The 26585-nt window shown below is 69.0% G+C and carries 29 protein-coding genes, 1 tRNA gene and 1 pseudogene; 24 read left to right on the top strand and 7 right to left on the bottom strand.

Features of this window, described 5'->3' with window-relative positions:
• The first annotated feature begins 86 nt into the window (after positions 1–86).
• Positions 87–596 carry a hypothetical protein gene (locus PS271_RS24870; RefSeq protein WP_398384763.1) on the top strand — a complete coding sequence of 170 codons (510 nt, stop codon included), beginning with the start codon at positions 87–89 and terminating at the stop codon, positions 594–596.
• A gap of 48 nt (positions 597–644) precedes the next feature.
• On the opposite strand, the gene PS271_RS24865 is transcribed toward PS271_RS24870, so the two are convergent.
• Both PS271_RS24865 and PS271_RS24860 read right to left on the bottom strand, forming a co-directional pair.
• Positions 645–1451, bottom strand: coding sequence for a hypothetical protein (locus PS271_RS24865; RefSeq protein ID WP_398384761.1), 807 nt, complete (start codon positions 1449–1451; stop codon positions 645–647).
• 3 nt (positions 1452–1454) lie between these two features.
• Entirely contained in the window at positions 1455–1964 is a 510-nt protein-coding gene (locus PS271_RS24860) for a hypothetical protein (protein WP_398384759.1), read from the bottom strand.
• Positions 1965–2461: 497 nt separating this feature from the next.
• Here PS271_RS24860 and PS271_RS24855 point away from each other — a divergent pair, with 497 nt between their 5' ends.
• The 14 genes and pseudogenes from PS271_RS24855 (at position 2462) to PS271_RS24790 (ending at position 10975) form a co-directional block, all read left to right on the top strand.
• Positions 2462–2854: a hypothetical protein gene (locus tag PS271_RS24855; protein WP_398384758.1), complete on the top strand. Its 393-nt coding sequence runs from the start codon at positions 2462–2464 to the stop codon at positions 2852–2854.
• Positions 2832–3578, top strand: a complete 747-nt coding sequence (locus tag PS271_RS24850) for a PD-(D/E)XK nuclease family protein (protein ID WP_398384756.1) — start codon at positions 2832–2834, stop codon at positions 3576–3578. The genes PS271_RS24855 and PS271_RS24850 overlap by 23 nt, the downstream gene beginning before the upstream one ends.
• 155 nt (positions 3579–3733) lie before the next feature.
• Positions 3734–4549, top strand: coding sequence for an AAA family ATPase (locus PS271_RS24845; RefSeq protein ID WP_398384755.1), 816 nt, complete (start codon positions 3734–3736; stop codon positions 4547–4549).
• Positions 4550–4565: 16 nt separating this feature from the next.
• Complete coding sequence (locus PS271_RS24840) at positions 4566–4916, top strand: hypothetical protein (protein ID WP_398384753.1); 351 nt, start codon at positions 4566–4568, stop codon at positions 4914–4916.
• Complete coding sequence (locus PS271_RS24835; protein WP_398384752.1) at positions 4913–5341, top strand: endonuclease VII domain-containing protein; 429 nt, start codon at positions 4913–4915, stop codon at positions 5339–5341. The genes PS271_RS24840 and PS271_RS24835 overlap by 4 nt, the downstream gene beginning before the upstream one ends.
• Positions 5338–5556, top strand: a pseudogene (locus tag PS271_RS24830) (CHC2 zinc finger domain-containing protein); the annotation flags it as partial. The gene PS271_RS24835 and the pseudogene PS271_RS24830, both read left to right, overlap by 4 nt.
• A gap of 28 nt (positions 5557–5584) precedes the next feature.
• Entirely contained in the window at positions 5585–6262 is a 678-nt protein-coding gene (locus PS271_RS24825; protein WP_398387140.1) for a toprim domain-containing protein, read from the top strand.
• A 59-nt stretch (positions 6263–6321) separates the two neighbouring features.
• On the top strand, positions 6322–6777 hold the full coding sequence (locus PS271_RS24820; RefSeq protein ID WP_398384750.1) for a DUF3310 domain-containing protein: 456 nt from the start codon (positions 6322–6324) through the stop codon (positions 6775–6777).
• Positions 6774–7592, top strand: coding sequence for a metallophosphoesterase (locus PS271_RS24815; RefSeq protein ID WP_398384748.1), 819 nt, complete (start codon positions 6774–6776; stop codon positions 7590–7592). The genes PS271_RS24820 and PS271_RS24815 overlap by 4 nt, the downstream gene beginning before the upstream one ends.
• Positions 7582–8151, top strand: a complete 570-nt coding sequence (locus PS271_RS24810; protein ID WP_398384747.1) for a sigma-70 RNA polymerase sigma factor region 4 domain-containing protein — start codon at positions 7582–7584, stop codon at positions 8149–8151. The genes PS271_RS24815 and PS271_RS24810 overlap by 11 nt, the downstream gene beginning before the upstream one ends.
• Positions 8151–8681, top strand: coding sequence for a D29-gp49 family protein (locus PS271_RS24805; protein ID WP_398384745.1), 531 nt, complete (start codon positions 8151–8153; stop codon positions 8679–8681). Before PS271_RS24810 ends, PS271_RS24805 begins: the two co-directional genes overlap by 1 nt.
• Before the next feature lie 74 nt (positions 8682–8755).
• Positions 8756–10555, top strand: coding sequence for a DNA polymerase (locus tag PS271_RS24800; RefSeq protein WP_398384743.1), 1800 nt, complete (start codon positions 8756–8758; stop codon positions 10553–10555).
• A 10-nt stretch (positions 10556–10565) separates the two neighbouring features.
• Positions 10566–10811: a hypothetical protein gene (locus tag PS271_RS24795; RefSeq protein ID WP_398384742.1), complete on the top strand. Its 246-nt coding sequence runs from the start codon at positions 10566–10568 to the stop codon at positions 10809–10811.
• Positions 10808–10975, top strand: a complete 168-nt coding sequence (locus PS271_RS24790) for a helix-turn-helix domain-containing protein (protein ID WP_398384741.1) — start codon at positions 10808–10810, stop codon at positions 10973–10975. The genes PS271_RS24795 and PS271_RS24790 overlap by 4 nt, the downstream gene beginning before the upstream one ends.
• Before the next feature lie 31 nt (positions 10976–11006).
• On the opposite strand, the gene PS271_RS24785 is transcribed toward PS271_RS24790, so the two are convergent.
• Positions 11007–11561, bottom strand: coding sequence for a hypothetical protein (locus tag PS271_RS24785; RefSeq protein ID WP_398384740.1), 555 nt, complete (start codon positions 11559–11561; stop codon positions 11007–11009).
• Positions 11562–11758: 197 nt separating this feature from the next.
• Between PS271_RS24785 and PS271_RS24780 the strand changes: the two genes are divergently transcribed.
• Positions 11759–13042: a tyrosine-type recombinase/integrase gene (locus PS271_RS24780; protein ID WP_398384738.1), complete on the top strand. Its 1284-nt coding sequence runs from the start codon at positions 11759–11761 to the stop codon at positions 13040–13042.
• A gap of 145 nt (positions 13043–13187) precedes the next feature.
• Here PS271_RS24780 and PS271_RS24775 read toward each other — a convergent pair.
• Positions 13188–13275 (bottom strand) — tRNA-Leu (locus PS271_RS24775).
• 106 nt (positions 13276–13381) lie between these two features.
• Here PS271_RS24775 and PS271_RS24770 point away from each other — a divergent pair.
• Both PS271_RS24770 and fdhD read left to right on the top strand, forming a co-directional pair.
• On the top strand, positions 13382–14719 hold the full coding sequence (locus PS271_RS24770) for a DUF2254 domain-containing protein (protein ID WP_398384737.1): 1338 nt from the start codon (positions 13382–13384) through the stop codon (positions 14717–14719).
• 98 nt (positions 14720–14817) lie between these two features.
• Positions 14818–15672, top strand: a complete 855-nt coding sequence (gene fdhD / locus PS271_RS24765; RefSeq protein WP_398384736.1) for a formate dehydrogenase accessory sulfurtransferase FdhD — start codon at positions 14818–14820, stop codon at positions 15670–15672.
• A gap of 52 nt (positions 15673–15724) precedes the next feature.
• Here fdhD and PS271_RS24760 read toward each other — a convergent pair whose 3' ends face one another.
• A complete protein-coding gene (locus PS271_RS24760) occupies positions 15725–16195 on the bottom strand; it encodes a MarR family winged helix-turn-helix transcriptional regulator (protein WP_398384734.1) in 471 nt (156 codons plus the stop codon).
• Positions 16196–16327: 132 nt separating this feature from the next.
• Between PS271_RS24760 and PS271_RS24755 the strand changes: the two genes are divergently transcribed.
• A complete protein-coding gene (locus PS271_RS24755) occupies positions 16328–17287 on the top strand; it encodes a quinone oxidoreductase family protein (RefSeq protein WP_398384732.1) in 960 nt (319 codons plus the stop codon).
• A gap of 183 nt (positions 17288–17470) precedes the next feature.
• On the top strand, positions 17471–19615 hold the full coding sequence (locus PS271_RS24750; protein ID WP_398384730.1) for an exo-alpha-sialidase: 2145 nt from the start codon (positions 17471–17473) through the stop codon (positions 19613–19615).
• On the opposite strand, the gene PS271_RS24745 is transcribed toward PS271_RS24750, so the two are convergent.
• Entirely contained in the window at positions 19552–20562 is a 1011-nt protein-coding gene (locus PS271_RS24745; protein ID WP_398384729.1) for a bile acid:sodium symporter family protein, read from the bottom strand. The two genes, PS271_RS24750 and PS271_RS24745, sit on opposite strands and share 64 nt — an antisense overlap.
• 104 nt (positions 20563–20666) lie before the next feature.
• Between PS271_RS24745 and PS271_RS24740 the strand changes: the two genes are divergently transcribed.
• Complete coding sequence (locus tag PS271_RS24740; protein ID WP_398384727.1) at positions 20667–21533, top strand: LysR substrate-binding domain-containing protein; 867 nt, start codon at positions 20667–20669, stop codon at positions 21531–21533.
• Positions 21534–21699: 166 nt separating this feature from the next.
• On the opposite strand, the gene PS271_RS24735 is transcribed toward PS271_RS24740, so the two are convergent.
• Positions 21700–22557, bottom strand: a complete 858-nt coding sequence (locus PS271_RS24735) for a helix-turn-helix transcriptional regulator (protein WP_398384725.1) — start codon at positions 22555–22557, stop codon at positions 21700–21702.
• A 153-nt stretch (positions 22558–22710) separates the two neighbouring features.
• Between PS271_RS24735 and PS271_RS24730 the strand changes: the two genes are divergently transcribed.
• The 3 genes from PS271_RS24730 to PS271_RS24720 all read left to right on the top strand — a co-directional run bounded on the left by PS271_RS24730 (position 22711) and on the right by PS271_RS24720 (position 26554).
• Positions 22711–23490 carry an NAD(P)H-dependent oxidoreductase gene (locus tag PS271_RS24730; protein ID WP_398384723.1) on the top strand — a complete coding sequence of 260 codons (780 nt, stop codon included), beginning with the start codon at positions 22711–22713 and terminating at the stop codon, positions 23488–23490.
• Between the two features lie 182 nt (positions 23491–23672).
• The gene (locus tag PS271_RS24725; protein ID WP_398384722.1) at positions 23673–25640 is read left to right on the top strand and encodes an AMP-dependent synthetase/ligase; all 1968 of its coding nucleotides are present in this window, start codon (positions 23673–23675) and stop codon (positions 25638–25640) included.
• 113 nt (positions 25641–25753) lie between these two features.
• On the top strand, positions 25754–26554 hold the full coding sequence (locus tag PS271_RS24720) for an aldo/keto reductase (protein ID WP_398387047.1): 801 nt from the start codon (positions 25754–25756) through the stop codon (positions 26552–26554).
• Positions 26555–26585 lie beyond the last annotated feature (31 nt).

The following is a 26585-nucleotide window of genomic DNA, read 5'->3' as shown; positions in this document are numbered from 1 at the left end:
GTGGTAGCGTCACCGGTCGATCTGCGGCAACCACCGCTGAAACCCTCTCGCAGAGGCCACTCGACACCCGGGAGGGAGTCCTGAACATGCACGCCACACCTGGCAGGCCGCGCACACTGCCATCCGACGACCAGCTGACGCGCATGGTCCTGCTGGGACGCAGCGACCAGGAGATCGCTGATGAGTACGGTGTGACGGCTCAGGCGGTGAGTCAACTCCGGGTCCCTATGGGCCTGCGGCGCGAGCGCCCTGGCCTTCCTCGTGTGGTGGAGCTGGTGGCGGACCTGTGGGACGTGCAGAAGCCGCACCGGCGGGATTACGCGATCAGGGCCCTCAAGGTCTACCTGCGCGGGCGGCTCGGTGACGAGAAAGTGCCCGAGTCCGAGAAGGAGAAGGCTGCCCAGCTGATCAGCCGGCTGAAGCGCGAGAATGAGGTCGTGGACTACTGCCCCAACGAGGGTTGGCGCTATGCGCCTCGGCTGCCGTCCGATGGGCGGAGGGTGCTGCGGTGGCCGGCAGGGAAGGAACTGCCGGATGCTGAGATGCAGTGGGCCATGGAGCTGCCCATCGCTGACGAAGACGACGGCACGAGTTGAGTGCCGAGAGTGCCCCGGCTGTGCGCCGGGGCACTGCTGTGTTCGGGCTCAGGCGTCGGCTGCCTGGGGGACGGGCTTCGTGCGGGCCTTGCTGAGCAGCCACCCGAAGACCGGGAGCGTCAGGCCGATGAACAGGAACGCGACCGAGATGCCGCTGAGGAGTGGTGAGATCTTCTCCTCTGTCCGCAGGTCCCACGGGGATCCGATGGTGTACGCAATCAGGTAGCTCCCCTTGGAGATGGCGTACGCGACGCCGAAGACGGCGGACAGCGTCGAGGCTCCGTAGCCCACACTGCTCCAGGGCCGTCCGGGCCAGTTGAGGAACGCCATCCGGAAGCACATGAATGTCAGTTCGCTGCACGTGATGAACACGTACGTCAGGTACAGCAGCAGGTAGATGCGTACCTTGACGTCGCCGGCGTGAGCGGTGGTGAATTCCATGCCGGGCGTAGCGTTGGCGCTGAGCCACAGGGGGACCATGGCCGTGAGGAAGACGATGGCCACGGTGGCGCGCTGGTAGATCGCGGTGCGCAGGTAGGACGGGTCGTAGGCGATGTCGACCATGGTGACCTGGAGGGCTGCGCACCACAGGATTGCGCAGATGTGCGCGATCAGCTTGGCGATGTTGTCGATGCCGGTGGCGCTCTCGGTGGCCTGGGCGATGGAGGGCACGGCGAAGAACACGCCGATGGTGCAGATTGCGAAGGCCACGACGATCGAGCGGTTGGCGACGGTCGGGGAGCGTCTGGCGCGTATCAGGCAGAGCACAGTGACCAGTGCTCCGAGGGCGGTGACGCTGCCGAAGATGGCCGCGTCCCAGGGGGTAGAGGTGGCTGGGGCGGTGGTGCTGTTCAAGATCTAAAGTCCTTCAAGAGTGTCTGCCGCGTACTCGGCCGCTTCTTTCGGTGTGCGCTTGCGCCGGAATTTGGCGGTGGTGTCGCCGGAGTCGGGCGTGGGGTCGATGCTCACCAGGGGGACCTCGCGGCTCAGTCCGCTTTCCTCCCGGCGGTCCTGGATGTGGGCCAGGAGAAGTGTCAGCTCCTGAGGTGGCAGCTGCTGCAGGTGGCGGACGATCGCGCGGGCGTCGGCGCTTTGCTCAAAGACGGTGAGGGCGGCGAGGTCATCCCAGCCGGGCAGTAAGAAGGCTTCCGGAGCGCCGAGGACGGCCGCGAGCTGCTGCACGGTGTCGAGGGTGGGGTTGGTGTCAGTGCCAACCCTTAGTTTGGAGAGCGCCGCGACCGATCCGCCGCGGCGATAGCCAGGAAGGCCTTGGATGGCCCTGCTCAAAGATCGGTTAGAAGGCAGCTCGCCGTCGTCCGTCGCCTTCCGGCGGAGGAGATGGGCGAGCTTGGCGGCGATCGTGAGCATGGCGTATCTCGTCTGGCGGTCGGTGTGGTGTGCCTCACCTGTGGCTGCGTGAGTCCGGACGTTCGGCTGATCACTTTAGTTGACAGGTCGTTGATTGCAATACATGCTCTGTGCCAAGGTGACTGACCGTAAAACAGTCGATTCACGCGGTTTTTTGGTGGACCCTCAGGGGATGCAGGGTCGGCCGGAAGGTCGCAGCAGTGTCAAGGGGGGTGTATGTCGCAGTCAGTCCACCGGCATGGTGAGGGGGGAGCAGGGATGGCAGGTGCAGTCAGGCCGCACTCTGTTCTGCAGCCGGCACGGGGACAGACGCGCTGCACCGGGCTAGCTCCCGACTCCGGCCGTACGCGGTATCTGTGCACGGTTCGCACGACAGCCGGATCGCTCCGCAGCGGTGGAGTAAGCGCGGGCCACTGACACTGACTGACTTACCGCAGTGCCCGACGTCGTCACTTCGTCGGGCGCTTTTGCGTCAACCCCTCACGAGGAGAGACCGGATGACTCTGTCCTGCGTCATGGCCTCGGCACCGCCGAGCACGATCCGGAGATGCACCGACGCCGTACGCAGCGCTCAGTACGTCGCGCCCGTCACCATCCCCTTTAGGAGCGCAGGCGCGCTGATATGCAAGATCGCAGCTCACGGGCTCAGCTACTACCACCTCGTGGTGAGTGACCGCGCCACCGCCGACTGCGAGCGGGGGGTGGAGATGGTCTTCAGCGCAGAGGGCGTCTCCCACTGGCGTCAGTCTGTCATCGACATCGAGCACGAGCCTCGCCGCAACCGGAACTTTCCCGGCAGCACCTGCAGCACCCTGTACGTCATCTATCCGGAGGTATCCGCTGAGTATCGAGACGCAGCCACGGTCCGTGTCACAGACCGAGCAGTATGAAAAGTGCGGGTGGCGGTACTACCTGCAGCGCGTTGAGCGTGTGCAGGCCCGGCCTGCGGCCTGGTCGCACCACGGCACCGCCTTCCATAGTGCCGCGGAAGCGGTCGAGCGTTCCGGCCGGACCATGAGCCAGCAGGAAGCCGTCGACCTCTTCTCGGAGGAATACAGTGCGCGCATCAATCAGGACCTGGAGCGCGAGCCGGACACGAACCGGTGGCTGAGCGCCGGCCGGTCCGGTGGGGAAGACATCGAGGCCCGGTATGCGCTGGGTCAGGAGCACACGCGACGCTACGTCGAGTGGGCGGATGAAAACCGGCCTGAGCTGTGGACCACGTCCAGCGGCAACCCTGCCGTGGAGGTCCACTTCATGGTCGAGCTGGGCGGGGTAAAGGTTCAGGGGTGCATCGATCAGCTTCTGGTCGAGCCCGACGACACGCTTCGGGTCCGGGACCTGAAGACCGGAACGATGAAGAGCCGCTTCCAGCTGGAGACGTACAAGGTTGCCGTGGAGCAGGCCTACAACGTCCCGGTGAACCAGGGCGATTGGTATCTGGCGAAGAACGGCGGCCTGTCCCGGCCGGTCGTGCTCAACCGCGTCACGGAGGAGGAAGTAGGGGAACGCTTTGCTGCGATGGACGCAGGGGTCAAACGAGGGGACTTCCCCGCCAGCCCCGGATTCCTCTGTCGGTTCTGTGATGTGTCCCACGCGTGCAAATATAAATAGAAGTTGACGCAGGGTCAGTACAAGCGTAAGGTCGACGACCAAAGCCCGGTACGGGTTTATTTTTTGAGGAGTTTCTTTATGGTGGACCATGCTGGTTGGCGCCCCGGGCCCGACGGCGGAGGAAGCCTTGATGTGAAGGGGGTGAAGCTCAGCTAATGTTCTCGCTCAGTCAGTCGGCCCGGCAACGGGGAGCGTCCGGGGAGCCGCTGCCGAACCCCTTCAAGGGATTGTCGAAGCTTGGTACCGAGTTCCGCCGGGGCGAGGTGTCCATCGTTGCCGCCGGCGCGGGCACCGGAAAGTCGACGGTCGTGCTCAATCTGGCTGTCCAGAGCAACGTCCCTACCCTGTACTTCTCCGCCGACTCGACCGCAGCGACTCAGGTGGTACGGGCGGCCTCGATCCTCACGGGGCATGATGCTGAAGGGGTGCGGGCCAAGCTGCACGCCGACGACTTCGGCGAGTACGACGCGGCATTCGCGCAGCGCTGGTGGCAGCGGTTCGACTACAAGGCCCGCCCGACACCCGCGGATATAGAGCTTCACCTCAAGGCCTTCTTCTCCGTATTTCACACCTACCCCCACCTCGTATGCATCGACAACATCACCAACGTCGACACCGGAAGCGCCGACACATCCGAGTCCTACACGCTGGGACTCGAAGGCCTCTGTGACTACATGTCGGAAATGGCCCGCGTGACGCACGCGCACGTGATGGCAACCCACCACGTCATCGGGGAGTACTCCGACGGCCTCAAGCCCATTCCGATGTCCGGCATCAAGGGAAAGATCTCACGTGTCCCCTCAACGATCCTGACCATCCACAAAGAGACCGACGGCATGGGAGGGGTAACCCTCAACATGTCACCAGTTAAGGAACGGGAGAGCTTCTCGGATCCCAGCGGCGAAACCTACGCCTCCTTCGACTTCGACACCCGAACCATGCGCCTGACGGACCTTCCGGAAGGCTTTTAATTTCAGGAGTTTCTTTATGGTGGACCAGACGAGGAGCAGTGCGGCGCCGCGGCGCCCCAAGGGCTACCAGCTGTCCGTAGGCCTGGCCTGCGATGCAGCCGAGCGGTTCCCCGAACTCAGGGCCGCCCTGTCCGGCCCGCTGGTTGCCGTGGTCGAGATGGGACCCGCAAGCCGCCTGAACCTCCGGCAGCTAGCGCGGGACCTTCACGGGCAACCGCCGGTCGATGCCGTGGTCACGTACAAGGGCCGCGCGGGTGAGCTGCAGACGCAGCTGCTCCACATAAGCCAGCTCCGCGCCCATGTGGACGCGTCACGCGATGCGGTACACATGGCGCGCTTGGAACGATCCCTCGCCCACCAGCCGTGACGGCCCGCAGCGCGGGCACCCGGCCGTGCCGACGCTGCGGACGCAACCGGGCGGAGCGCTTCTATACCTCGCCCCGCGGCCACACCTGTTCCACCTGCCGCAAGCGGACGCACAGCCAGGCCGCCCACGAGGCGCGTGTCCGCCGGACCTACGGACTCGGGCCCGGCGAGTATGACGCCCTCCTCGCCGCCCAGGACGGCCGGTGCGCCATCTGCGGCGGCACACGACGACAGCGTCTGTCCGTCGACCACTGCCACCGCACCGGCCTCGTCCGGGGCCTGCTGTGCCGCATGTGCAACAGCCGGCTGCTGACAGCCGCACGGGACAGCTCCGGCGTCCTGCGGGCAGCCGCCGCCTACCTCGACCACCCGCCCGCCCAGCAGCACCTGGGGCTGCGCTACTACCAAGGAGAGAAGGAGAAGTGACCCGATTCCCGCAGAACCGCCAGCCGATCACCCGGCCGCCTATCGCTGCCGTCCTGGCGCACTACTTCCCCCACTGGCAGGCCCCCGAGCAGCGGGCGGGCTGGGTCCGGTGCCTCTGCCCGATCCACGACGAGCAAAGGCCGTCTGCCTCCATCAACTACGATAACGGCAAGCTCCATTGCTTCTCCTGTGACCTGTCACTCGACTCAATTGCCGTCATTCAGAGAGAAGAAGGAATAGGGTTTGCTCACGCAGTACGACTTGCACACAGCCGATTTGGTGACGGCAGCCAAGAAGTACTACAGCCGCTACGCGGGCAGCCCGGCCGGGCGGTATATCGAGCACCGAGGTTTGGCGACGGTAGCCGACCGGTTCAAGCTGGGCTACGTTTCGGATCCCAGCATAGGCCATGAGGCCTACCGGGGCAGGCTCGCAATCCCCTACCTCCGCCCGGTCGGCGTTGCCACTATCCGGTTTCGCTGCATCGCTGACACCTGCGTTATGACTCCTGACGGGGCCTACCGGGAACCTCACGAAGAGGCGCACGGCAAGCACCCCAAGTATCTGGGACTCCCAGGGCATCCACCGATGCTGTTCAACACGTGGGCGTTGATCCATTACAGCCCTTATATAGGGCTGGGGGAAGGAGAGTTCGACGCCATGGCGTCGGAGGTCGCTGGAGTCCCGGCCGCGTCCCTCCCCGGAGTGTCGAGCTGGCAGGAGGAGTTCGCGCCGCCCTTCCTCGGGTTCGAAAAAGTCTTCTCTCTTGGCGACGGAGACCAGGCTGGCCGTCAGTTCAATGAGAAGAACTGCGGGCGGCTGCCCAACGTCGTACCGGTCGATCAGAGCGACGGATACGACACCAACCGATTTGTCAAAGAATTCGGTGGCGAAGCATTCCGAAAGAAGCTGGGAGTATAGAAATAGCACGATTCAAGGTGGGAGACGCAGTCATAGTCACCGGAGTCCCGCGCGAGGCCGTGAGCTGGCTCTACCACGACAAACGCGGCGTCATCCAGGCCATCCACGAAGGCCAGCGCTACCCCAACGACGTGATACTGCAGTCGGGTGGAGCCCTCTGCTTCACCGATGACGAACTCACCCCTGCCGGTGAGGAGAGCCCCGGCCGGCGCCTGCTCGCCGAGACCGAAGGATTCCCCGTGGGGATCGACACCTTCCAGGCGCAGAAACTCATGAGGAAGGCCTTCCACGCCTCGCCCTCGGCCGATCCGTCCTCGGTCAACCGGCCCGACCACTACACCAGCCACCCCAGCGGGATCGAGTGCATCGAGATCACGAAGCACATGAATTTCCCGATCGGAAACGCCATCAAGTACCTCTGGCGGGCCGGGCTGAAGGGCGATGCCACTCAGGATCTGAAGAAGGCGAGGCGCTACATCGACATCGAAATACAGCGACTGGAAGAGGCTGCTTGAGCATCAAGGAAATCGTCATCACCCCGGACGTCCAGTACCCACTGCACGACATCCGGGCGGTCCGGAACCTCTGGCACTACATCAAGGCGACCCAGCCGGCCGAGGTGCTGATCATCGGCGACTTCATGGACTACGCGGCGCCGAGCCGCTGGTCCAAGGGGACGAGGGCCGAGTTCGAGACGGACGTCATGCGCGAGTCCGAAGGCGGTCAGGCCCTCCTGGCCGACCTGCGCGACGGATACACCGGGCCCATCCGGTTCATGGAAGGCAACCATGACGCGAGGCCGCGTGACTACCTCAGCAAGTACGCACCGGCCCTGGCCGCAAGCGGCGCCTTCCACGTGGAGACCCTGTTGGACTTCGAGGGCCTGGGCGTCGAGCTGCTTAAGCCCTTCACCGAGATTGCCCCCGGGTGGGTGGCCATGCACGGGCACGAGCTCAAGGGCCTGTCCCAGATTCCCGGCCGCACCGCTGCATCCAAGGCGAGGAAGCTCGACCGGTCCGTGGTCATGGGCCACACGCACAAGTGCGCCGTCTCCCCGGAAACGGTGGGCCTCGGCAAGGACCGCCGGACTCTCTACGGGTTCGAGGTGGGCCACCTGATGGATGCCTCGAAGGCGCAGTACCTCGCCGGCGGGGTCGCCAACTGGCAAGCGGGCTTCGGCCGCCTGCTTGTCGGCCAGTACTCCGCGGCACCGGCACCGGTCTATATCGAACGAGACGGATCTTTCATCGTGGACGGAGAGAGGTACGGAGCCATCAAGCGCAACAGCCGCGGGCACTTCGTCAGGAAGGACTTCAAGCATGCAGCCTGACGTCGAACTCGACTGGGAATACCTCTCCGGCCTCGCCGACAAAGTCGCACACAACATCGCCGAGAAATGGAGCGTGGTCGAAAAGAACGACGTGAAGCAGGAAATCCTGCTTCACGCGTACAAGCACCGGCCTGTCATTGAAGCCAACTACCAGAAGGAGGCCTTTCTTTGGAAGGTCTTCCACAAGGCCGGCACCCAGTACGCCAGCCGGGAACGCAACTACCGAGACCTGCTCGATGACCAGTACTTCTACACCCCTGACGAAGCGAAAGCCGCACTGCGGACCTTCCTCTACACAGACGAAGAACTCGGAGAAATGATCGGCCGCAAGGACGACCTCTTGCAGGCCCGGGTCACTGACAACCTTGTCTCTGCGCGAATCGACGCGGGAGCAGCACTGAAGAAACTCCCTGAGCGATACCGAGAACTCCTGACACGGCGATTCGTCTACGGCCTTCCCGTGGACGTCCAGGCCGACCGGCAGGCCCTCAGCAGGGCCACCGTCGCCCTGGCCCAGTACATGAACCGCCACCTCCGCACCCGAAAGATCGCTGCCTGATGACCTACGACGACCCGTTCGCCGACACCTCCCCCTGGGACCAGCCCACCACCACCGTTACCGAGGAGCCGCCTGTGACCTTCACCCCCGAGACCGCCTCCGCACTGGCCGGCCGCGCCCCTTTCCGTATCGGCTTCACCCTCAAGGCAGGCAGCGGCTTCGATGCCGAATGGCTCACCCCGTCCGTTGAGGGTGACACCGCCCAGGTGACAGCCGACCGCGGCGTACAGCTCCTGACCGCGATGAAGGCCGTGGGCCTGATCGACCTCACCGCGAAGGCCGCGCAGTACACCCGCGAACAGCACAAGGGCAGCCAAGCCGCCACACCGGCCCCGAAGAAGTTCGAAAACGGCAAGGTTGTCGCTGCTCAGCCCGCCATCGAAGGCGGATACACGTGCGAGCACGGGCCGCGGAATTTCAAGGACGGCGGAAGCTGGGCGGCCTACTTCTGCGGAGGGCGAGGACTCGACAAGCCGCAGCAGTGCCCGCCGCTCTGGCGACAGACGGACGGTTCATTCCGCAGCAAGTGACGATCTGCATATTGCCTAACAATTGATGTGAGACGTGGGGGCAGGTTCTGCCCTCACGTTCCCAGAAAGGGTGCATGAAGGAAATCCACTACCCCATCAAGGGCCAGCAGATAAGCATCCACGTCGTTGAGTCAGAGGACGACCTCCCGGACTTCAAGGCCTTCGTCCTGGCGCACCAGGGACTGCTGGGCTGGGACACAGAAACCACCGGACTCGACTGGTGGAACGCTGGCCGGGGGTTCCGGTGCCGACTGGCCCAGTTCGGAACGGCAACCGAGTCCTACGTCGTCCCCGTCGAGCTGGGACCAGCCTTCGAGGACGCGACCCGCTGGGCCCTTCGCACCACCCGCCGACTGATCGCCCACAACGGCACCTTCGACATGCACGTGGCCGAAGCCTGCCTGGGCATCCCGCTGGAAGAGCTAGCCCCGAAGAGCTGGGACACGAAGCTGCTCGCCCACCTCGTCGACCCTCGGGCCGTGAAGGAACACGGACCTGGTCTGAAGCTCGAAGAGCTGACCAAGTACTACATCTGCCCCCTCGTGGCCGATGAGGTCAAAGGCTCCATGACGGCCATCGCTAAAGAGCTCAAAGTCAAAAAGGATGACGTATGGCCAGTAATTCCGATCGGCCATTACGGCTTCAACCTGTACGCGGGCATGGACCCCGTCCTCGCCTTCCGGCTCTTCAAGATCCTTAACCCGAAGGTCCCCGCCCGCAGCAGGAAACGGGGGCTCATCTCCTGGGAACACCGACTTGCCCACATCACGGCAAAAATTGAGCGCACCGGATACCGCCTCGACAGCGCATACGCCCAGGCCAAGTCAGCAGAACTATACGAGCAGCAATTCAAATGGGAAGAGGTCGCACGCCGTGAAGGCGTCGACAACGTCAACTCCAACGCCCAGATCATTACCGCGCTGCAGGAGCGTGGCATCAAGCTCACGAAGAAGACGAAGAAGGGGAACCTATCGGTAGATGACGAGGTGTTGTCCGAGGTCGGCATTCTGCTCACAGAGGCCATCATCCAGGCCAAGAAGGCGATGAAGTGGAGAGCCACCTGGTTCGACCGGGCCCTTCACAGCCAGGACGCCGAAGGCCGGGTACGCGCCAGCATCAATTCCTGCCAGGCCAGGACGGCCCGCATGACCATCTCGGGCGCGGTACCGGCCCAGACCCTCCCGGCCGGCGACAGTTACGTCAGGCACTGCTTCCTTGCCGAGCCGGGACACGTCACCGTGTCCTCCGACTACGGGAACATGGAGCTGCGCGTACTCGCGGCCTTCAGCGGCGACCCGACGATGCTCGACGCGTTCCACCGCGGCTTGGACCTTCACCAGATCACTGCTGACGCCGCGGGCGTCGACCGGAAGGCCGGCAAGGGCACCAACTTCACTGTTTGCTTCGGCGGCGGATGGCGGGCCATCGTCGAGCAGTACGGCGTATCGGAGGTCGAAGCCAAGAAGGCCGTCAAGGTGTTCTGGGAGACCTACCCCGGCGTGAAGCACCTGGCCGACCGCCTACAGCGCGAGGCCCGCCGCACCGGCTTCATCTACACCGGCACCGGTCGACGAATCCCCGTCGATCGCAACCGCATCTACGCCGCCCTCAACTACTTCATCCAGTCCACCAGCCGTGACATCACGGCCCGAGCCCTGATCGAACTCGATCGCCACGGATACACCGAGTTCGTTCGCCTCCCGATCCACGACGAACTGATCTTCAGCTTCCCCGAGGATCGCGCCGCCGAGCTGGCCGAGAAGACCGCTCGAATCATGGAAATGACCGTCCGCGGCCTCCTGATCCCCGTGGACGCCGAGATCGGCGCCCAGTCGTGGGGAAGCGTCCTCGACCTCGAAGCAAGCAAGCACTAAGGAGAACCAGATGAACAGCATGAACGAGCCGGACGAGTTCGATGAGCTGGTAGCTGGTCTTGAGGAAGAGCTGAACGCCCGAATCGTGGAGAAGCGCGGTGCGCGCGCCGTCGCGGCCACCCGCGTCACAGGCCTGGTCTATCAGGTCGCCGTCACGGCCGGCGTCCCTCACGACCTCGCGCTCGTCATGGCAGAGGACTACTGGGCCTCGGAGATGCGCCCCATCGACGTGATCGCGGCGGAAGGCAACGAGTGACCCGACTCCTGACTGCTGTGGACGTCGCTGAATACCTTGGTAAGCCCTTGAGCTGGGTGTACAACGAGTGGAAGGCCGCCGGTATCCCGTTCAGACGCATCGGGCATCAACTTCGATGCCGCCCGGCCGACCTGGAGAAGTGGATCGACGAGCAAACGGCGTGACGTCAGTGGTGGGGCCCGCGGGGCCCCACCGTCAGCCCTGTGGCCTCGGTTCGGCGAGGGAATCGAGGTCAAGGCCAGTAAGGACTGCCCGCGCCTTCGGCGTTAGCTCGCCACCAGTCTTGCCGTGCGCGCCAGTGAGGTATCCCTCTCGCCGTGCTTGCTGAAGATGACCCTTAATCGTGACGGGGCTGCGGTCGGCGAACGCCGCCAGGACAGGGACCAGGGCCTTCGCTCCGGTGTTCGCCATGTCCTGATACAGCGACGCCAGCAGGGCCAAGTAGGTAGCCGAGACGCCCCCTTGGGTGAGCAGCGCGCGGAGGGCGCGCCCTTGCTGCTCAATGTCGGAAGTGTCCGGCTGCCCGGAGGCACTGGCGTCCGCAGCCTTCCCGATGGCGCTGGCCGTATCGATCTGGCGCAGGATCGTCGTGGAGATGCCCCGGGCCACATCACGGGCTGGCGCGCCTTCTGCAGCCTCAACAGTGACACGCTGCGGCCCCCCTGTGATCGGCCCGGTTGGCCACCACATACGGATGTTCCACGCGCCTGCGTGCTGCACGACCTCTGTGCCGCTCCCGTGCTCGTTCATGACCATCACGCTACACCCATCCTGTTAGGGCAATACTGTATTGACATAGCAGGATTGTGTAGATCAAGCTGACATCCGGTCAGGCAACTCGCCTGACCGGAAGGGAGATTCAACGCGTGACAGCGCGACGACGCGGTAACGGCCAGGGCGGGACCCCCGTCAAGATCAAGAGGAGTGGTCGCAAGGACACCTGGGGTGTGAGAACTCCGGAGCACGCCGACCCTAAGACAGGCAAGCAGATCCGGTACTGGATAGGCCGGGAGTACAAGAGCAAGACCGACGCGGCGGACGCCCTGACGGAGTGGCTCGCGCAGCACAAGCAGAGGGCAGAAGCACAGGCGGACGAGGGCTTGTCCGGCTCGCAGGCGACTGCGCCCGCGAAGGTTTCGCTCGTGAAGTTGAGCGACTCCCTCAACCGGCCCGACCTGACGGTCGGCGAGCTCCTTGACCGGTGGCTGAGCAAGCACCGGGGGGAAGGCACCACCAAGGAGGGTTACGGACCTAAGGTCAGGCTGCACATCAAACCCCGCATCGGCGCCGCGCTGGCAGCGGAGGTGACGGACGAAGACCTGGACGCGCTGTACACCCGCCTTCAGGAAGAGCCCTGCCCCACCAACAAAGGCAAGCCCCTTGGGCCGAAGAGCGTCAGGCATATCCACAACATCCTGAGCGGCGCCTTCGACTTGATCACGGGGCCGCGCAAGCTGCTTCAGTACAACCCCTGCAAGGATGCCAGCCCTCCGACGGAGCGGGAGATCCGGCAGGCGGAACCGGATTTCCCCACGCTGTCCGACAGCGAAACCAGCCGGTTCCTCGGCGACATCTGGACCCCTTGCCGCAACAGCAAGTGCGACGGGGGACTGACCCACCACTGCCTCCGGGACGCTCCCCTGTGGAGCATGTACGCCGCCACCGGCGTCCGGCGCAGCGAAGCCCTGGGAATGAAGTGGTCACTCGTCCGCTGGGACGAGGGCGCTATCGAACTGGGTTGGGTCGTGGTGGAGGAAGGCAACTCCTACCGGCTGCGGAAGTTGACCAAGGACGGAGACGACAACGCGATCATCTACGTAGACCAAGCCCTGATGAACGTCCTCAAGTGGCAGAAGGAACGCCAGGACGCGGAGCGGGAACGCCTCGGGGGCACCTGGGTGGATCACGACCTGGTGTTCGCCCGGGACGGCTTCAAGCTCTACCGGGGCGAGGCCGGCGGCCCCCAGGACCCTGAGAAGGTCTCTGCCCGGTGGCGCACCGTCCGGAACCGGCTCGACCTGCCGGAAGACTTCCGGCTGCACGACTGGCGAGCCAGCAAGATCACGAACGACCTCAACGCCAAGGAAAGCCCGGTCGAGGTCTCGAAGAACGCCCGGCATCACAGCCCCGGCTACACGATGGAGCGCTACGGCAAGCGCCGCCCGGACGCCGCAAAGGCGCTGGCCGGTCGTAGCGCCAGCCGGATCGGGCTGGCGCGCGTAGCGGCCTGATCCAAGACTCCCGGCCGGTCGTCTCGTGGTTGGTCACGCTGCCGGTCGCAGAAAAACCCGAATCCTACTGGTCACGCACTGGTCACGCGGACGCATGATTCCGCTCGGGAAAACAGAAAAACCCCAGGTAAACTGGGGTCTCTGCTGGTGTCCGAGGGGGGACTTGAACCCCCACGCCCGATAAAGGGCACTAGCACCTCAAGCTAGCGCGTCTGCCATTCCGCCACCCGGACTAGGTGTTGTCTCCGGCGGGGTGTTCCCCGCGGCGACATGGATAACAATACCAAGGTTTCGGAGTGCCTTTCACCTGGGTATCTGGGCGGGGCATAAGGTCCCTTTATGGGCAATGCGGGGCAAACCTGGGCAGCCGGGGCGGCCGGGAGCGGTCGGCGGCGGCCCCGGGCCCTTTCGCCTTTGCGGGAGCACTTGCGGGACACGTTCTGGTTCACGCCCACCGTGGGGCTCCTCGGGGCGGCGGGGCTGGCCGCCGGGGTGCTGGAGGTGGACCGGTACGTCGTCGGGGCCCTTCAGGGGGACGGGGACTACGGGGCGGTCGAGTCGCTGATCGGGATCGCCGACGACACCAAGACGATCATCACGACCGTCGGCTCGGCGATGCTGACCTTCATCGGTGTCGTGTTCTCGATCTCCCTGGTCGCGCTACAGATGGCCAGCGGGCAGTTCTCCCCGCGCGTGGTGCGGCTGTACGTGCGCAGCCGGATCACCAAGTGCACGTTCGCCGTCTTCCTCGCGACCTTCCTGTTCGCCCTGCTGGTGCAGGCGTCGTACGAGGGGAACGAGGATCCGCGGACGGTCTCCACGGTGCCGTTCGTCTCCAGCATCGTGTGCGTCGCGCTGGTGCTCGTGAGCCTCGGGCTGTTCATCGCGTACGTGAACTCCACGCTGCGGCTGATGCGGGTGAGCCACGTGATCGACCGGATCACGCGCGAGTCGTTCCGGGTGCTGGGCCGGTACGGCGTCCCCGGCGACGAGCGGCCGGCGCTGGCCGGGGCCGGGGTGGAGGTCGTGCACACGGGACGGGCCGGGGTGCTGCGTGATGTCCACATCGCGCGGCTGGTGCGGGTGGCGCGGCGGCACGGGGTCGTGCTGCGGCTGATCCCGCGGATCGGGGACTTCGTGGTGCCGGGGACGCCGGTGTTCGCGGTGCACGGCGGGGCCGCGCCGCCGCCGCGCGCGCTGCGGTACACGGTGTCCGTCGGCGTGGAGCGCACTTTTCACCAGGATCCGGGGTTCGGGCTGCGGCAGCTGTCCGACATCGCCCAGCGGGCGCTGTCGCCCGCCGTGAACGACCCGACGACGGCCGTGCAGTGCCTGGACCGGATCACCCAGTTCCTCGCGGCGCTCAGCCGGCGGCCGCTCGGGGCGCTGCACCACTGCGACCGCCGGGGCGCGGTGCGGCTGGTGCAGGACGTGCCCGGGTGGGCGGACCTGGTCGACCTGGGATTCGCGGAGATCCGCGGCTGCGCGACCGGAAGCCCGCAGGTGACCCGGCGGCTGGCGGCGGCCCTGGACGACCTGTGGCACCTGACCCCCGCGGGCCGGCGCCCGCCGCTGGAACGGCACCGGGCGCTGCTCGCCGATGCCGTGACGCGGGCGGTTCCGGACGGGGCGGACCGGGAGTTCGCCTTGCTGCCGGACCGGCAGGGGATCGGTTAGCGCGGGCGGACGGCAGCCGGGCCCCCGCCCGTCGGCAAGCTCGGGCCAAGGGACAATGAGGAGGTCAGGAACCCCACGATCACCGGGACGGTCAGCTCATGGGACGGGTCACCGCACGCCGCCGCGTCATCCGCATCCGGGACGGGGTCGTCGGCGCCCGTCCGGACACGCTGGTCACCGAGGAGCCGATGGAGATCCGGCTGAACGGCAAGCCGCTCGCCGTCACCATGCGCACGCCGGGCGACGACTTCGCGCTCGCGGCCGGGTTCCTCGTCAGTGAGGGCGTGCTGGGCGCGGCGGGCGAGGTCGCCAACATCGTCTACTGCGCGGGCGCGACGGACGACGGGGGGAACACGTACAACGTCGTGGACGTGCGGCTCGCGCCCGGCGTCCCCGTTCCCGACATCACCCTTGAGCGCAACGTCTACACGACGTCCTCGTGCGGGCTGTGCGGGAAGGCGAGCCTGGACGCCGTACGGACCACCGCGCGCCACGCCTTGTCCGACGGGCCGGCCCCGATGCGGCTCGAACCCGCCCTGCTGGCCTCCCTCCCCGGCCGGCTGCGGGAGGCGCAGCGCGTCTTCGACCGTACGGGCGGGCTGCACGCGGCCGCGCTGTTCTCCGCGGACGGCGAGCTGCTGGACGTGCGCGAGGACGTGGGGCGGCACAACGCCGTCGACAAGCTCGTCGGGCGGGCCCTCCAGCAGGGGATGCTGCCGCTGGCGGGGACGGTGCTGCTGGTCTCCGGGCGGGCCTCGTTCGAGCTGGCGCAGAAGGCGGTGATGGCCGGGATCCCCGTGCTCGCGGCGGTGTCGGCGCCGTCGTCGCTGGCGGTTGACCTGGCCGCCGAGACGGGGCTGACGCTGGTGGGCTTCCTGCGCGGGGCGTCGATGAACGTGTACGCGGGCGAGCAGCGGATCGTCCTGGAGGAGGCACGCTCGGCGGCCGGCTGATGCCCCGCCGAGGGAAGCACGCTCGGCGGCCCCGGCTGACACCCCGGCGACGTCACGCCACCGGCCCTTCCTCCCGCTCCTCCGCCACGCGCGCGAGCAGCGCGACGAACTGTTCCCTCTCGGCGGGCGTGAGCGCGGCGAGCAGCGCCCGGTTGGCCTCGTCGCCCAGGAGCGCGAGCCGCTCCAGGCAGCTGCGGCCCTCGGCCGTGAGGGCGATGACGTTCTTGCGGCGGTCGTGGGGGTCGGGAGTGCGGGTGACGAGCAGGGCCCGCTGGAGGTCGTTGAGGATGCCGACCATGTCCTTGGGGTCGAAGCCGGTCTCGCGGCCCAGGGCCGCCTGGGCGACGGGGCCGATGTCGGCGACGGCGGCCAGGACGGCGTGGTGCGGCATGCGCAGGCCCTCGTGGGCGAAGGCCTCGCCGAGCAGGCGGCGGCCGCGCCCGGCTGCGCGGTTGAGGAGCCAGCTGGGGAGGGCGCGGATGCGGTCGAGCGCGAGCTCGCCGGGTTCGTAGGGCTCTGTCATGGTGCGACCCTACCGAAATATCCATTGGGCTCCCCAATAAAAAACGTTGGACACCCCAATGACGATGAGCTTATTGTTGGGACTCCCAACGATATCCGTTGGGACCACCAACGACACCCGGAGGTGCGCCCCATGCGCCGTGTCCGCTATCACCAGAACGGCGGCCCCGAGGTCCTGCGCCTGGAGGAGACCGACGTCCCCCGCCCCGGCCCCGGCGAGCTGCTCGTGCGCACCGAGGCCATCGGCGTCACGCTTCCCGTCGTGCGGAAGGTGCGCGGCGGCGGGCTCCCGCTGCCCGCAAGCCTGAGCGGCGAGGTCGCCGGGGAGGTCGTCGCGACCGGCCCGGACGTCGCCGGGTTCGCGGCCGGCGACCGCGTCACCGGCCTGTGCTTCGGCGACGGCTACGCCGACTACTCCCTCCTGCACACGGCGATGACCTCCCCCGTCCCCGAGGGCGCGACCGCCAGGGACGCCGTCGCCCTGGTCCGCTGCGGCCTGGTGGCCCGGGGGGCGTACGCGGCGGCCCGCCCGGCCCCCGGAGAGTCCGTCCTGGTGACGGGCGCGGCCAGTGCCGCGGGCCACCTCGCCGTGCAGCTCGCCAAGGTGCTCGGCAGCGGCCGCGTCGTGGCGGCCGTCAGCTCCGTGGCCGCCGGCGCCAAGGCCGCCTTCCTGCGCGACCTGGGCGCGGACCATGTCATCACGTACGACGAGCTCGCCCACGAGCCCGCGGACCGCTGGGGCGGCCCGGTCGACGTCGTCCTGGACGCGGTCGGCGGCGAGCTCCTCTCCCCCGCCGTCGCCGCGCTCGCACCCGGCGGCCGGCTCGTCGCGTACAGCTCGGGCGGCGGGACGATCGAGGCGTACGACCTGCTCGTCGGCGCGAAGTCCGTGACCGGCTTCCAGATGGCGCTCCTCGCCCGCAACCATCCCGAGCTGATGGAGCGGTGGCGGCTGGAGCTGTGGGAGCTGTTCGCCGCCGGGCGGCTGCGGCCGCGCGTCCACGCCGAGCTGCCGTTGGAGGACGCCGCGAAGGCGCACGAGATCATCGAGTCGCGTCTCAACCTGGGCAAGGTCGTCCTGCGGCCGGCATGAACCCGCGCAAGGCCTGCACGCGACCCCGCGCATGTCCTGCACACGACCCCGTACGAGGCCCCGTACACGACCCCGTACGCGGCCCCCGCCCACGAACCGTACGGGAGCCCGGATAAGACACGTATGGGCTCATCGGCCGAGTCCGGCTTGTGTGACAGTCGTACGGCATCTACGTTCGGCCTCATGGCGCCGCTGCCCGTCCGCACCGCTCCCGCCGTCCCCCGAAACCCCGTCAGGAAGGCCTTCGCGGCAGTCGCGTTGGCGGGCCTGACCGGCTCCTTCCTCCCCCTCCTCGTGCCACCCCCGGCCCGTGCCACGGACACCGGGTTCGAGGAGCAGATCCTCTTCAGGGCGGGCCGGGAAGGGCCCGGCACCGACGCGTACGCCTGCTTCCGCATCCCCGCGCTGGTCACCACCGTCCGCGGCACCGTCCTCGCGTTCGCCGAGGGCCGGAAGGGCAACTGCGGCGACGCCACCGACATCGACGTCGTCGTCAAGCGCTCCGCCGACGGGGGCCGCACGTGGAGCCCGCTGGAGGTGGTCGACGAGGGGCGCGGCGACACCCACGGCAACCCCGCGCCCGTCGTGGACCGGCGCAGCGGCCGGATCACGCTCCTCACGACGTACAACCGGGGCCGCACGGACGCCGGCAACTGCGACGTGCCGTGCGACCGGACGCCGCACGTGCAGTACAGCGGCGACGACGGCGCGCACTGGTCGGAGCCGGAGGACCTGACGCGGGAGCTGCGCCCGCCCGGCTGGAACTCCTGGTACGCCACCGGCCCGGGCCACGGCATCCAGCTCGCGCACGGCCCGCACCGCGGCCGCCTCGTCGTCGGCCTGAACGCCGAGAGCCACGACGGCACCACCCGTGGGCACGCCAACCACGCGGCGCTCGCCCTCAGCGACGACGGGGGCGCGCACTGGCGGCTCGGGGCGGTGGACACCCATGCGGCCGGCCCGGACGGCACGTACGCGCAGAAGCCGTCCGAGCTGACGGTCGCCGAGCGGGCCGACGGCTCGGTGTACGCGGGCGGGCGCGAGCAGGACGGCACGGAGCTCGGCAACCGCGACTTCGCCGTGAGCCCGGACGGGGGTACGGCGTTCGCCGGGCCCTTCCGGTCCGTCCCGGACCTCTACACGCCCATGGTGCAGGGCTCCGTGGCCGTGCTGCGCCCCGGGCGCTGGCTGTTCGCGTCGCCCGCCGACCCCGACCGGCGGCGCTCGATGACGATCCGTTCCTCGTACGACGAGGGGCGCACGTGGGAGGGCGTGGAGCAGGGCAGGCTCGTCACCGCGGACTGGGCGGGCTACTCGGACATGGCCGTCGTGGACGGCTTCGGTAACAGCACCAGCGACGGTGACCGGAGTACGGCCGGGCTGCTGTACGAGGCGGGCCGGGGCAACGCGCGGGACGAGATCCGGTTCGCCCGCTTCACCGAGGAGTGGCTGGGCGCTCGCTCCGGGCCGCCGCCCACGACGCCGGACCGGGCGCCGGGCGGGCGGGACGCGTACGTCTTCGGAGGCCCGCGCACGGTCCGGGGCCGCTCGGGCGGGGGCCTCGCCTTCGACGGGGTGGACGACGCGGTGCGGCTGCCCTACCGGGCCTCCCTGCCGCTGGGGACGCGAGACTTCACCGCGGCGCTGTGGTTCCGGTCCCGGCCCCGGTCCGCGACTCCACGGCCCGCGGCTCCCCGGTCGGCATCCGTCGCCGCCGTGCCGCCCGAGCAGCCGCTGCTGTGGATGGGCGGGATGGGCGGCGCGCCCCAGGTGGCGCTGCGGGTGGCGCCGGGCGGGCGGGTGACCGGGCAGGTGACGGCGGTCGCCGGGGCGGGGCCGGCCCGTACGGCGATCGTCCGGTCGGCCGCGTACGGGGACGGGTTGTGGCATTGGGCGGTGCTGCGGCGCGGCGGCGGGAGGGTCGTCCTCACGGTGGACGGTGCCGCTTCGTCGGTGCCGGACGTGCCGGGTGCGGTGAGCCGGAACTCGACGTTCGGGGTGCATCTGGGGCAGCGTCCGGACGGCCGGGCGTGGCTGGCCGGGGAGCTGGACGACGTACGGGTGTACGGGCGGGCGCTGACGGACGGCGAGGTGGCGCGGCCGGGGCGGCCGGGAGGACCGGGGCGGCTGCGGCTGCCAGTACGGCCCGGGGGGCCCGATCCGGCGCGCGATCTGCTGCTCTGGCTGCCGCTGGACCGCGTCGACCGTGCCGCGCGCGTCGACCTCCCCGACCGGGCGGGCCGCACCGACCGCACAGGCCGCGTTCAGGCCGCCCGGGAGAGCGACGGTGCGGCGGGCCCCGGCGCGGGTGCCGCCTCGCGCCCGTAGCGCTTCGCGAGGACCGCCCCGACCATCAACTGCATCTGGTGGAAGAGCATCAGCGGCAGTACCGCCAGGCTCGCCTGGGCCCCGAAGAGGACGCCCGCCATGGGCAGGCCGGCGGCCAGGCTTTTCTTCGAGCCGCAGAAGATGGTGGCCAGCCGGTCCTCGCGGCCGAAGCCGAGCCGGCGCGAGCCGTACGTGGTGACCGTCAGCATGAGGCCCAGCAGGACGGCCTCCACACCCAGCAGGGCCAGCAGCCGCAGCGGGGTGACCTCGTGCCAGATGCCGCGGACCATGCCCGCGCTGAAGGCCGAGTAGACGACCAGGAGGATCGAGCCGCGGTCCACGTAGCCGAGGACCTTCTTGTGCCGGGTGAGGAAGCCGCCCACGCGGCGGCGCAGCAGCTGGCCCGCGAGGAACGGCACGAGGAGCTGCAACACGATCGACAGCAGGGAGCGGGCCGAGAAGCCGCCGCCGCTGTTGCCGAGGAGGAGGGCCGCGAGGAGGGGAGTGAGGGCGATTCCCACAATGCTGGAGAACGAGCCCGCGCACACCGCTGCCGCCACGTTGCCGCGCGCCATGGAGGTGAAGGCGATCGACGACTGGATCGTCGAGGGCACGAGGCACAGGAACAGCAGTCCTGAGTGCAGTTGCGGGGTCAGGACGACGGGGACGAGGCCGCGGGCGGCGAGGCCGAGGAGCGGGAACAGGACGAACGTGCAGCCGAGGACCGTCACGTGCAGCCGCCAGTGGCGCAGGCCCTCCAGGGCCTCGCGGGTGGAGAGGCGGGCGCCGTAGAGGAAGAACAGGAGCGCCACGGCGCCCGTGGAGGCGCCGCCGGCGACGGTCGCCGCCTGGCCTCGGGCGGGCAGGAGGGCGGCGAGGGCGACGGTGCCCAGGAGGGCCGCTATGTAGGGGTCGACGGGGAGGCGGAAGCGGAAGCGCGACGGCATGGCCCCAGCCTGGTGTCCTCGGCACCTATGCGGAACCCCGTTTGCCGCTCTGACTGTCATCACGAATCGCGATGAGCAGCGGGTTAACGGCCTACGCTGGTGCCGTGTTCGATCCCGTGCAGCTCCGTACGTTCCTGGCCGTCGCGCAGACGCTGAGCTTCACCCGGGCCGCCGGCCGCCTGGGGGTCCGGCAGTCGACGGTGAGCCAGCAGGTCCGCCGGCTGGAGGCCGCGGCCGGCCGGCAGCTGTTCGTACGCGACACGCACAGCGTGCGGCTGACCGAGGACGGCGAGGCGATGCTGGGCTTCGCCCGCACGATCCTGGAGGCGAACGAGCGGGCCGCCCACTGGTTCGCGGGCACGCGGCTGCGCGGGCGGCTGCGGTTCGGGGCGTCGGAGGACTTCGTCCTCACCCGGCTGCCCGAAGTCCTGGAGGGCTTCCGGCGCGAGCACCCCGAGGTCGACCTGGAGCTGACCGTCGACCTGTCGGAGACCTTGCAGAAGCGGCTGGCCGCGGGGCGGCTGGACCTCGTCCTCGTCAAGCGCCACCCCGACGGCGGGCCGCACGGGCGGCTCGTCTGGCGGGACCGGCTCGTGTGGATCGGCAGCGAACGGCTCCGCCTGGACCCGCAGCGGCCGCTCCCGCTGATCGCGTTCCCGCCGCCCGCGGTGACGCGGGCGCGGGCCCTGGAGGTGCTGGAGCGCAGCGGCCGGTCCTGGCGGGTGGTCTGCACGAGCGGCAGCCTCAGCGGTCTGGTGGCGGCGGCGCGCGCGGGGCTCGGCGTCATGGCCCACACCCTGGGCATGATCCCGCCGGGCCTGGTCCGCCTCGCCCCCGGCCCGGGCCTGCCGGACCTCGGCGAGGTCGACGTGGTCCTGCTGCACGGCGCGGCACCGGGGAGTACGGCGCGCGGGGCGGCGGAAGCACTGGCCCAGGCGGTCCTGGCAGCGGGCGACCGGCTGCAGGGGTAGTGCGGGCGGCGTCCGGCTACGAGGTCGCCGACTTCAAACAGGCCGCCGACCGCCGAGCCCGCCGGCCACGGGCCACTGTTCACCGCGCACGGGCGTCGTCGAGCTACTCGCGGGGCAATCGGCATGACACGGAACATTTATGGACTATCCGTGGATTATTCGCAGATTATTCGCGAACCCGGGCGTTCACTGCGGGACGCGCGTCACCGCTGTCCGCGCCCAGGCCCGCGAGCAGGCGCAGCCCGTCCTCAGCGGGGCTGCCGGGGGCCGCGGACAGCACCAGCAGCTCCATGCTCGATTCGTCCGGTAGTGCGAAGTTCTCCTGGTGCAGTTCCAGCAGTCCGACCAGGGGGTGCCGGAACGCCTTGCGCCCATGGGAGCGGGCGCGCACGTCCGCGCGGGCCCAGAGGCGGCGGAAGCGCTCGCTGCCCATCGCCAGTTCGCCGATGAGCGAGGCCAGGCGCGGGTCCTCGGGGTACTTTCCGGCGGCCAGGCGCAGATGCCCGACCACATCGAGGGTGCATGTCTCCCACTCCGCGTAAAGGCCGCGCTCGGTCTCATCGAGGAAGATGTGCCGGGCGCTGTTCAGGCCCGGCAGGCCCGGCACCGGCCGCCCGTAGAGGAGCCCGGCGAGGCGGTTCCCGGCGAGCACGTCCAGGCGGTGGTTCATGATCAGCGCGGGCGCGTCGGCGACCAGGTCGAGGACGCGCAGCAACTCCGGCCGGATCCTCCCGCCCGGCGCCTTCGCGCGGCGGCAGCGCTGCCGGGCGAGCCGGCAGAGGTGTTCGCGTTCGGTCTCGTCGAGGCCGAGGACGCGGGCGAGCGCGTCGAGGACCTGGTCGGAAGGCTGGGTCGCGCGGCCCTGCTCCAGGCGTACGTAGTAGTCGACGCTGACTCCGGACAGGTGCGCGACCTCTTCGCGGCGCAGGCCTTGTACCCGGCGGCGGCTGTCGATGGGAATGCCGGCGGCCACCGGGTCGACCCGGGAACGCCGGGTCCGCAGGAAGCCCGCAAGATCGTCCATTCCCCCAGTATGGCCTCGGTGGTGCCTGTGAAGGTGGCCCTGCCAATACCAGGAAGTCCCGTACCGGGAAGTCCCGTCCTACGGAAGAGGCGCCCCTGAACGCCGGACGCCGCGGCGCCCAGGATCGAGGGCACCCGATCCGAAGGAGTTCCCATGAAGACGCTGATCGTCTACGCCCACCCGGAGCCGAAGTCGCTCAACAGCTCGCTGAAGGACCTCGCGGTGTCCACGTTGGAGGCCGCCGGGCACGAAGTACGGGTGAGCGATCTGTACGCGATGAACTGGAAGGCGGCCGTTGACGCCGCGGACTACGGCCCCGACGCGTCGAGCCGGCTGAAGGTCGCCCTGGACTCCGGCCGGGCCTTCGACGCCGGGACGCTCACCCCGGACGTCCTCGCCGAGCAGGAGAAGCTGCTGTGGGCCGACACGATCATCTTCCAGTTCCCGCTGTGGTGGTACTCGATGCCCGCGATCCTCAAGGGCTGGGTGGACCGGGTGTTCACCTACCGCTTCGCGTACGGCGTCGGCGAGCACAGTGACACCAAGTACGGCGAGCGCTACGGCGAAGGCACCCTCGCGGGCAGGAAGGCCATGCTGTCGGTGACCGCCGGCGGCCCGGAGTCGCATTACGCCGCCCGCGGGATCAACGGCCCCATCGACGACCTGCTGTTCCCGATCCACCACGGCATCCTCTACTACCCGGGCATCGAGGTGCTGCCGCCGTTCGTGCTGTACGGCACCGACCGGATGACCGACGAGAACTACCCGGACGTCGCCAAGGCCTGGGAGCAGCGCCTGCTGACCCTGGAGTCGACCGAGCCGATCGCGTTCCGGCGGCAGAACTTCGGCGACTACGAGATCCCCTCGCTGCACCTGAAGGAGGGACTGGAGCCCGCGGGCCGTACGGGTTTCGGGCTGCACGTGCGCGGCTGACCGCGGAGCGGCCGCGGCGCAGCCGGAGGTGAGCGCGCCGACCGGAGTTCCGTACCGCCGGCTTCGGCGGTACCGCTTTCCGGGCGGTCGGCCCCCAACACGCCCCTAGCCCAAGGCGATTGAGGGCCCCGTACGCCGGGTAGGGGCTTCGCTCTGTGGGGGGCATGACAAGGAGCTGGCCGTTGCGCGAGATCACCGTTCCGCCGCTCGTGTCGACGCCGCCCGTCGGCGGCCTGGCGGATTCCGTCTTCGACCGCGCCGCCGAGGAGCCCGGGGAGGCGGCGTTCGGGCGCAAGGGGGCGGACGGGTGCTGGCGGGACGTGACGGCGGCGGCGTTCCGGGACGAGGTCCTGGCCCTGGCCAAGGGGCTGCTCGCCGAGGGCGTGCGGTTCGGGGACCGGGTCGCGGTCATGTCCCGGACGCGCTACGAGTGGACGCTCTTCGACTTCGCGCTGTGGTCGATCGGCGCGCAACCCGTGCCGCTGTACCCGACGGCCTCCCCCGAGCAGGTCTGCTGGATCCTGCGCGACGCGGGCGTGACGGCCTGCGTCGTCGAGCACGAGGACCACGCGATGACCGTCGGCTCGGTCGTCGGCCGGCTGCCGGAGCTGACGCGGCTGTGGCAGCTGGACGCCGGGGCGGTCGAGGAGCTGGGCGCCGCCGGGGCGCGGGTCGGCGACGACGTGGTGGAGCGGCACCGCATGGCCCTCACCCCCTCCACACCGGCCACCGTCGTCTACACGTCCGGCACGACCGGCCGCCCCAAGGGCTGCGTGCTCACCCACGCCAATTTCATGACCGAGGCCGACAACGTCGTCAGGCGCTACGAGCACGTCTTCCGCTCCCGGCCCGGCGACGAGGCGGCCACGCTGCTGTTCCTGCCGCTGGCCCACGTGTTCGGGCGGATGGTGCAGGTCGCCGCGGTGCGCGGGCGGGTGAAGCTCGGCCACCAGCCGCAGCTGACGAGCGCCGCGCTGCTGCCGGACCTGCGGGCGTTCCGGCCGACGTTCGTCCTCGCGGTCCCGTACGTCCTGGAGAAGATCTTCGCGCTGGCGCGGCGCACGGCCGAGGCCGAGGGCCGGTCCGCGCCGTTCGAGCGGGCCGTGGACGTGGCCGTGCGCTACGCGGAGGCCGTGGAGCAGCGGGCGTTCGGCCGGGGCGCGGGGCCGGGGCCCGCGCTGCGGCTCCGGCACCAGGTCTTCGACCGGCTGGTCTACGCCAAGGTGCGGGAGGCACTGGGCGGGCGGGTGCGGCACGCGATGTCGGGCGGTTCGGCGATGGACCGGCGGCTGGGGCTGTTCTTCGCGGGCGCCGGCGTGACCGTCCTGGAGGGCTACGGGCTGACGGAGACCACGGGCGCCGCGACCGCCAACCCGCCCGAGCGGCCCCGCTTCGGCTCGGTCGGGCAGCCCGTCCCGGGCACGACCGTGCGGATCGCCGGCGACGGCGAGATCTGGCTGCGCGGCGGCCAGGTCTTCGCCGGCTACCTGGGTGACGGGCGGGCGACGGGCGCGGTGCTGCAAGAGGGCTGGTTCGCGACCGGCGACCTGGGGCGGCTGGACGAGGACGGCTATCTGTCCATCACCGGGCGGAAGAAGGAGATCCTGGTGACGTCGGGCGGCAAGAGCCTGTCGCCGGTGCTGCTGGAGGAGCGCGTACGGGCGCACCCGCTCGTCGCCCACTGCGTCGTCGTCGGCAACGACCGCCCGTACGTGGCCGCGCTGGTCACGCTGGACGAGGAGGCGGTCGCGCACTGGCTGCACATGCGCGGCGGACCGGCGCCGGGGACGGGCCCCGGGACCGGGAGCGGGACCGCGTACGGATCCGCGTACGGCCACGGGCCCGGGCTGCTCCAGGACACCGACCTCGTGCGCGACACCGGCCTGGAGGCCGAGATCCGGCGGGCCGTCGTGGCCGCGAACACCCTCGTCTCGCAGGCCGAGTCCATCCGGACGTTCCGGATCCTGAAAGCCCGGTTCACGGAGGAGGACGGGCTGCTGACGCCGTCTCTCAAGCTCCGGCGGAAGGCGATCGAGGTGGCGTACGCGCGCGAGGTGGACGCCTTGTACCGCGGACACCACAGAGACGGCGGACACCCCGGAGACGGAGGAGGAATCAGAGACAACAGGGGCATTACGGGAATGCAGTGACCGCTGTGATCGTTGACGCTGGACGTACGAATCGCGTCTCCGACCGTAAGGATCGAGCACCCGTGAGCAAGGCTGCCCCCATTCCGTCCATCACGCTCAACAACGGCGTCGAGATGCCGCAGCTCGGCTTCGGCGTCTTCCAGGTCCCCGACGCCGAGGCGACGGCCGCCGTCGAGACGGCCCTGGCCGCCGGGTACCGCAGCATCGACACGGCGGCCGTGTACGAGAACGAGACCGGCACGGGCAAGGCCCTGACGGGCTCGGGCATCGCGCGCGACGAGCTCTTCGTGACCACGAAGCTGTGGAACAGCGCCTCGCGCAGCTGGACGCGTGACGCCGTCCAGCGCGAGTTCGACGCCTCCCTGGAGCGGCTCGGCCTCGACTACGTGGACCTGTACCTCATCCACTGGCCGCGCGCCGTCCGCGACGACTACCTCTCCATCTGGCGCGCGTTCGAGGAGATCGCGGAGAGCGGCCGCGCCCGGGCGATCGGCGTCTCCAACTTCCAGCCCGCCCACCTGGAGCGGCTGCTGGCCGAGACGTCCGTCGTCCCCGCCGTCAACCAGGTCGAGCTCCACCCCTTCCTGGCCCAGTCCGGACTGCGCGCGTTCCACGCGCGCCACGGCATCACCACCGAGGCGTGGGCGCCGCTCGGCCAGGGCAAGGAGCTGCTGACCACCCCCGTGATCGCGGGGATCGCGGAGAAGCACGGCCGCACCCCCGCGCAGATCGTGCTGCGCTGGCACCTTCAGCTGGGGCACGTGGCCATCCCCAAGTCCGTGACGCCGTCGCGCATCCGCGAGAACGCCGACGTCTTCGGCTTCAGCCTCGACGACGAGGACATGTCGGCGATCGCCGCGCTCGACAGCGGCACGCGGCTGGGCCCGGACCCGGACGAGTTCGACGTCAACTGAGGCCGCACCAGCCGTGCTGTCCCGGGGCCCC

This window comes from Streptomyces sp. SCA2-17, from assembly GCF_044336695.1.
This window is presented reverse-complemented; position numbering and strand designations above follow the sequence as displayed.

Coding starts and splice junctions, on each gene's coding strand:
- PS271_RS24860 (WP_398384759.1), bottom strand. CDS start 1,964: ATGCTCACGATCGCCGCCAAGCTCGCCCATCTCCTCCGCCGGAAGGCG.
- PS271_RS24870 (WP_398384763.1), top strand. CDS start 87: ATGCACGCCACACCTGGCAGGCCGCGCACACTGCCATCCGACGACCAG.
- PS271_RS24720 (WP_398387047.1), top strand. CDS start 25,754: ATGCCGCAGCTCGGCTTCGGCGTCTTCCAGGTCCCCGACGCCGAGGCG.
- PS271_RS24750 (WP_398384730.1), top strand. CDS start 17,471: ATGGCGCCGCTGCCCGTCCGCACCGCTCCCGCCGTCCCCCGAAACCCC.
- PS271_RS24805 (WP_398384745.1), top strand. CDS start 8,151: ATGACCTACGACGACCCGTTCGCCGACACCTCCCCCTGGGACCAGCCC.
- PS271_RS24745 (WP_398384729.1), bottom strand. CDS start 20,562: ATGCCGTCGCGCTTCCGCTTCCGCCTCCCCGTCGACCCCTACATAGCG.
- PS271_RS24755 (WP_398384732.1), top strand. CDS start 16,328: ATGCGCCGTGTCCGCTATCACCAGAACGGCGGCCCCGAGGTCCTGCGC.
- PS271_RS24800 (WP_398384743.1), top strand. CDS start 8,756: ATGAAGGAAATCCACTACCCCATCAAGGGCCAGCAGATAAGCATCCAC.
- PS271_RS24840 (WP_398384753.1), top strand. CDS start 4,566: ATGGTGGACCAGACGAGGAGCAGTGCGGCGCCGCGGCGCCCCAAGGGC.
- PS271_RS24760 (WP_398384734.1), bottom strand. CDS start 16,195: ATGACAGAGCCCTACGAACCCGGCGAGCTCGCGCTCGACCGCATCCGC.
- PS271_RS24795 (WP_398384742.1), top strand. CDS start 10,566: ATGAACAGCATGAACGAGCCGGACGAGTTCGATGAGCTGGTAGCTGGT.
- PS271_RS24855 (WP_398384758.1), top strand. CDS start 2,462: ATGACTCTGTCCTGCGTCATGGCCTCGGCACCGCCGAGCACGATCCGG.
- PS271_RS24785 (WP_398384740.1), bottom strand. CDS start 11,561: ATGAACGAGCACGGGAGCGGCACAGAGGTCGTGCAGCACGCAGGCGCG.
- PS271_RS24730 (WP_398384723.1), top strand. CDS start 22,711: ATGAAGACGCTGATCGTCTACGCCCACCCGGAGCCGAAGTCGCTCAAC.
- fdhD (WP_398384736.1), top strand. CDS start 14,818: ATGGGACGGGTCACCGCACGCCGCCGCGTCATCCGCATCCGGGACGGG.
- PS271_RS24810 (WP_398384747.1), top strand. CDS start 7,582: ATGCAGCCTGACGTCGAACTCGACTGGGAATACCTCTCCGGCCTCGCC.
- PS271_RS24770 (WP_398384737.1), top strand. CDS start 13,382: ATGGGCAATGCGGGGCAAACCTGGGCAGCCGGGGCGGCCGGGAGCGGT.
- PS271_RS24735 (WP_398384725.1), bottom strand. CDS start 22,557: ATGGACGATCTTGCGGGCTTCCTGCGGACCCGGCGTTCCCGGGTCGAC.
- PS271_RS24845 (WP_398384755.1), top strand. CDS start 3,734: ATGTTCTCGCTCAGTCAGTCGGCCCGGCAACGGGGAGCGTCCGGGGAG.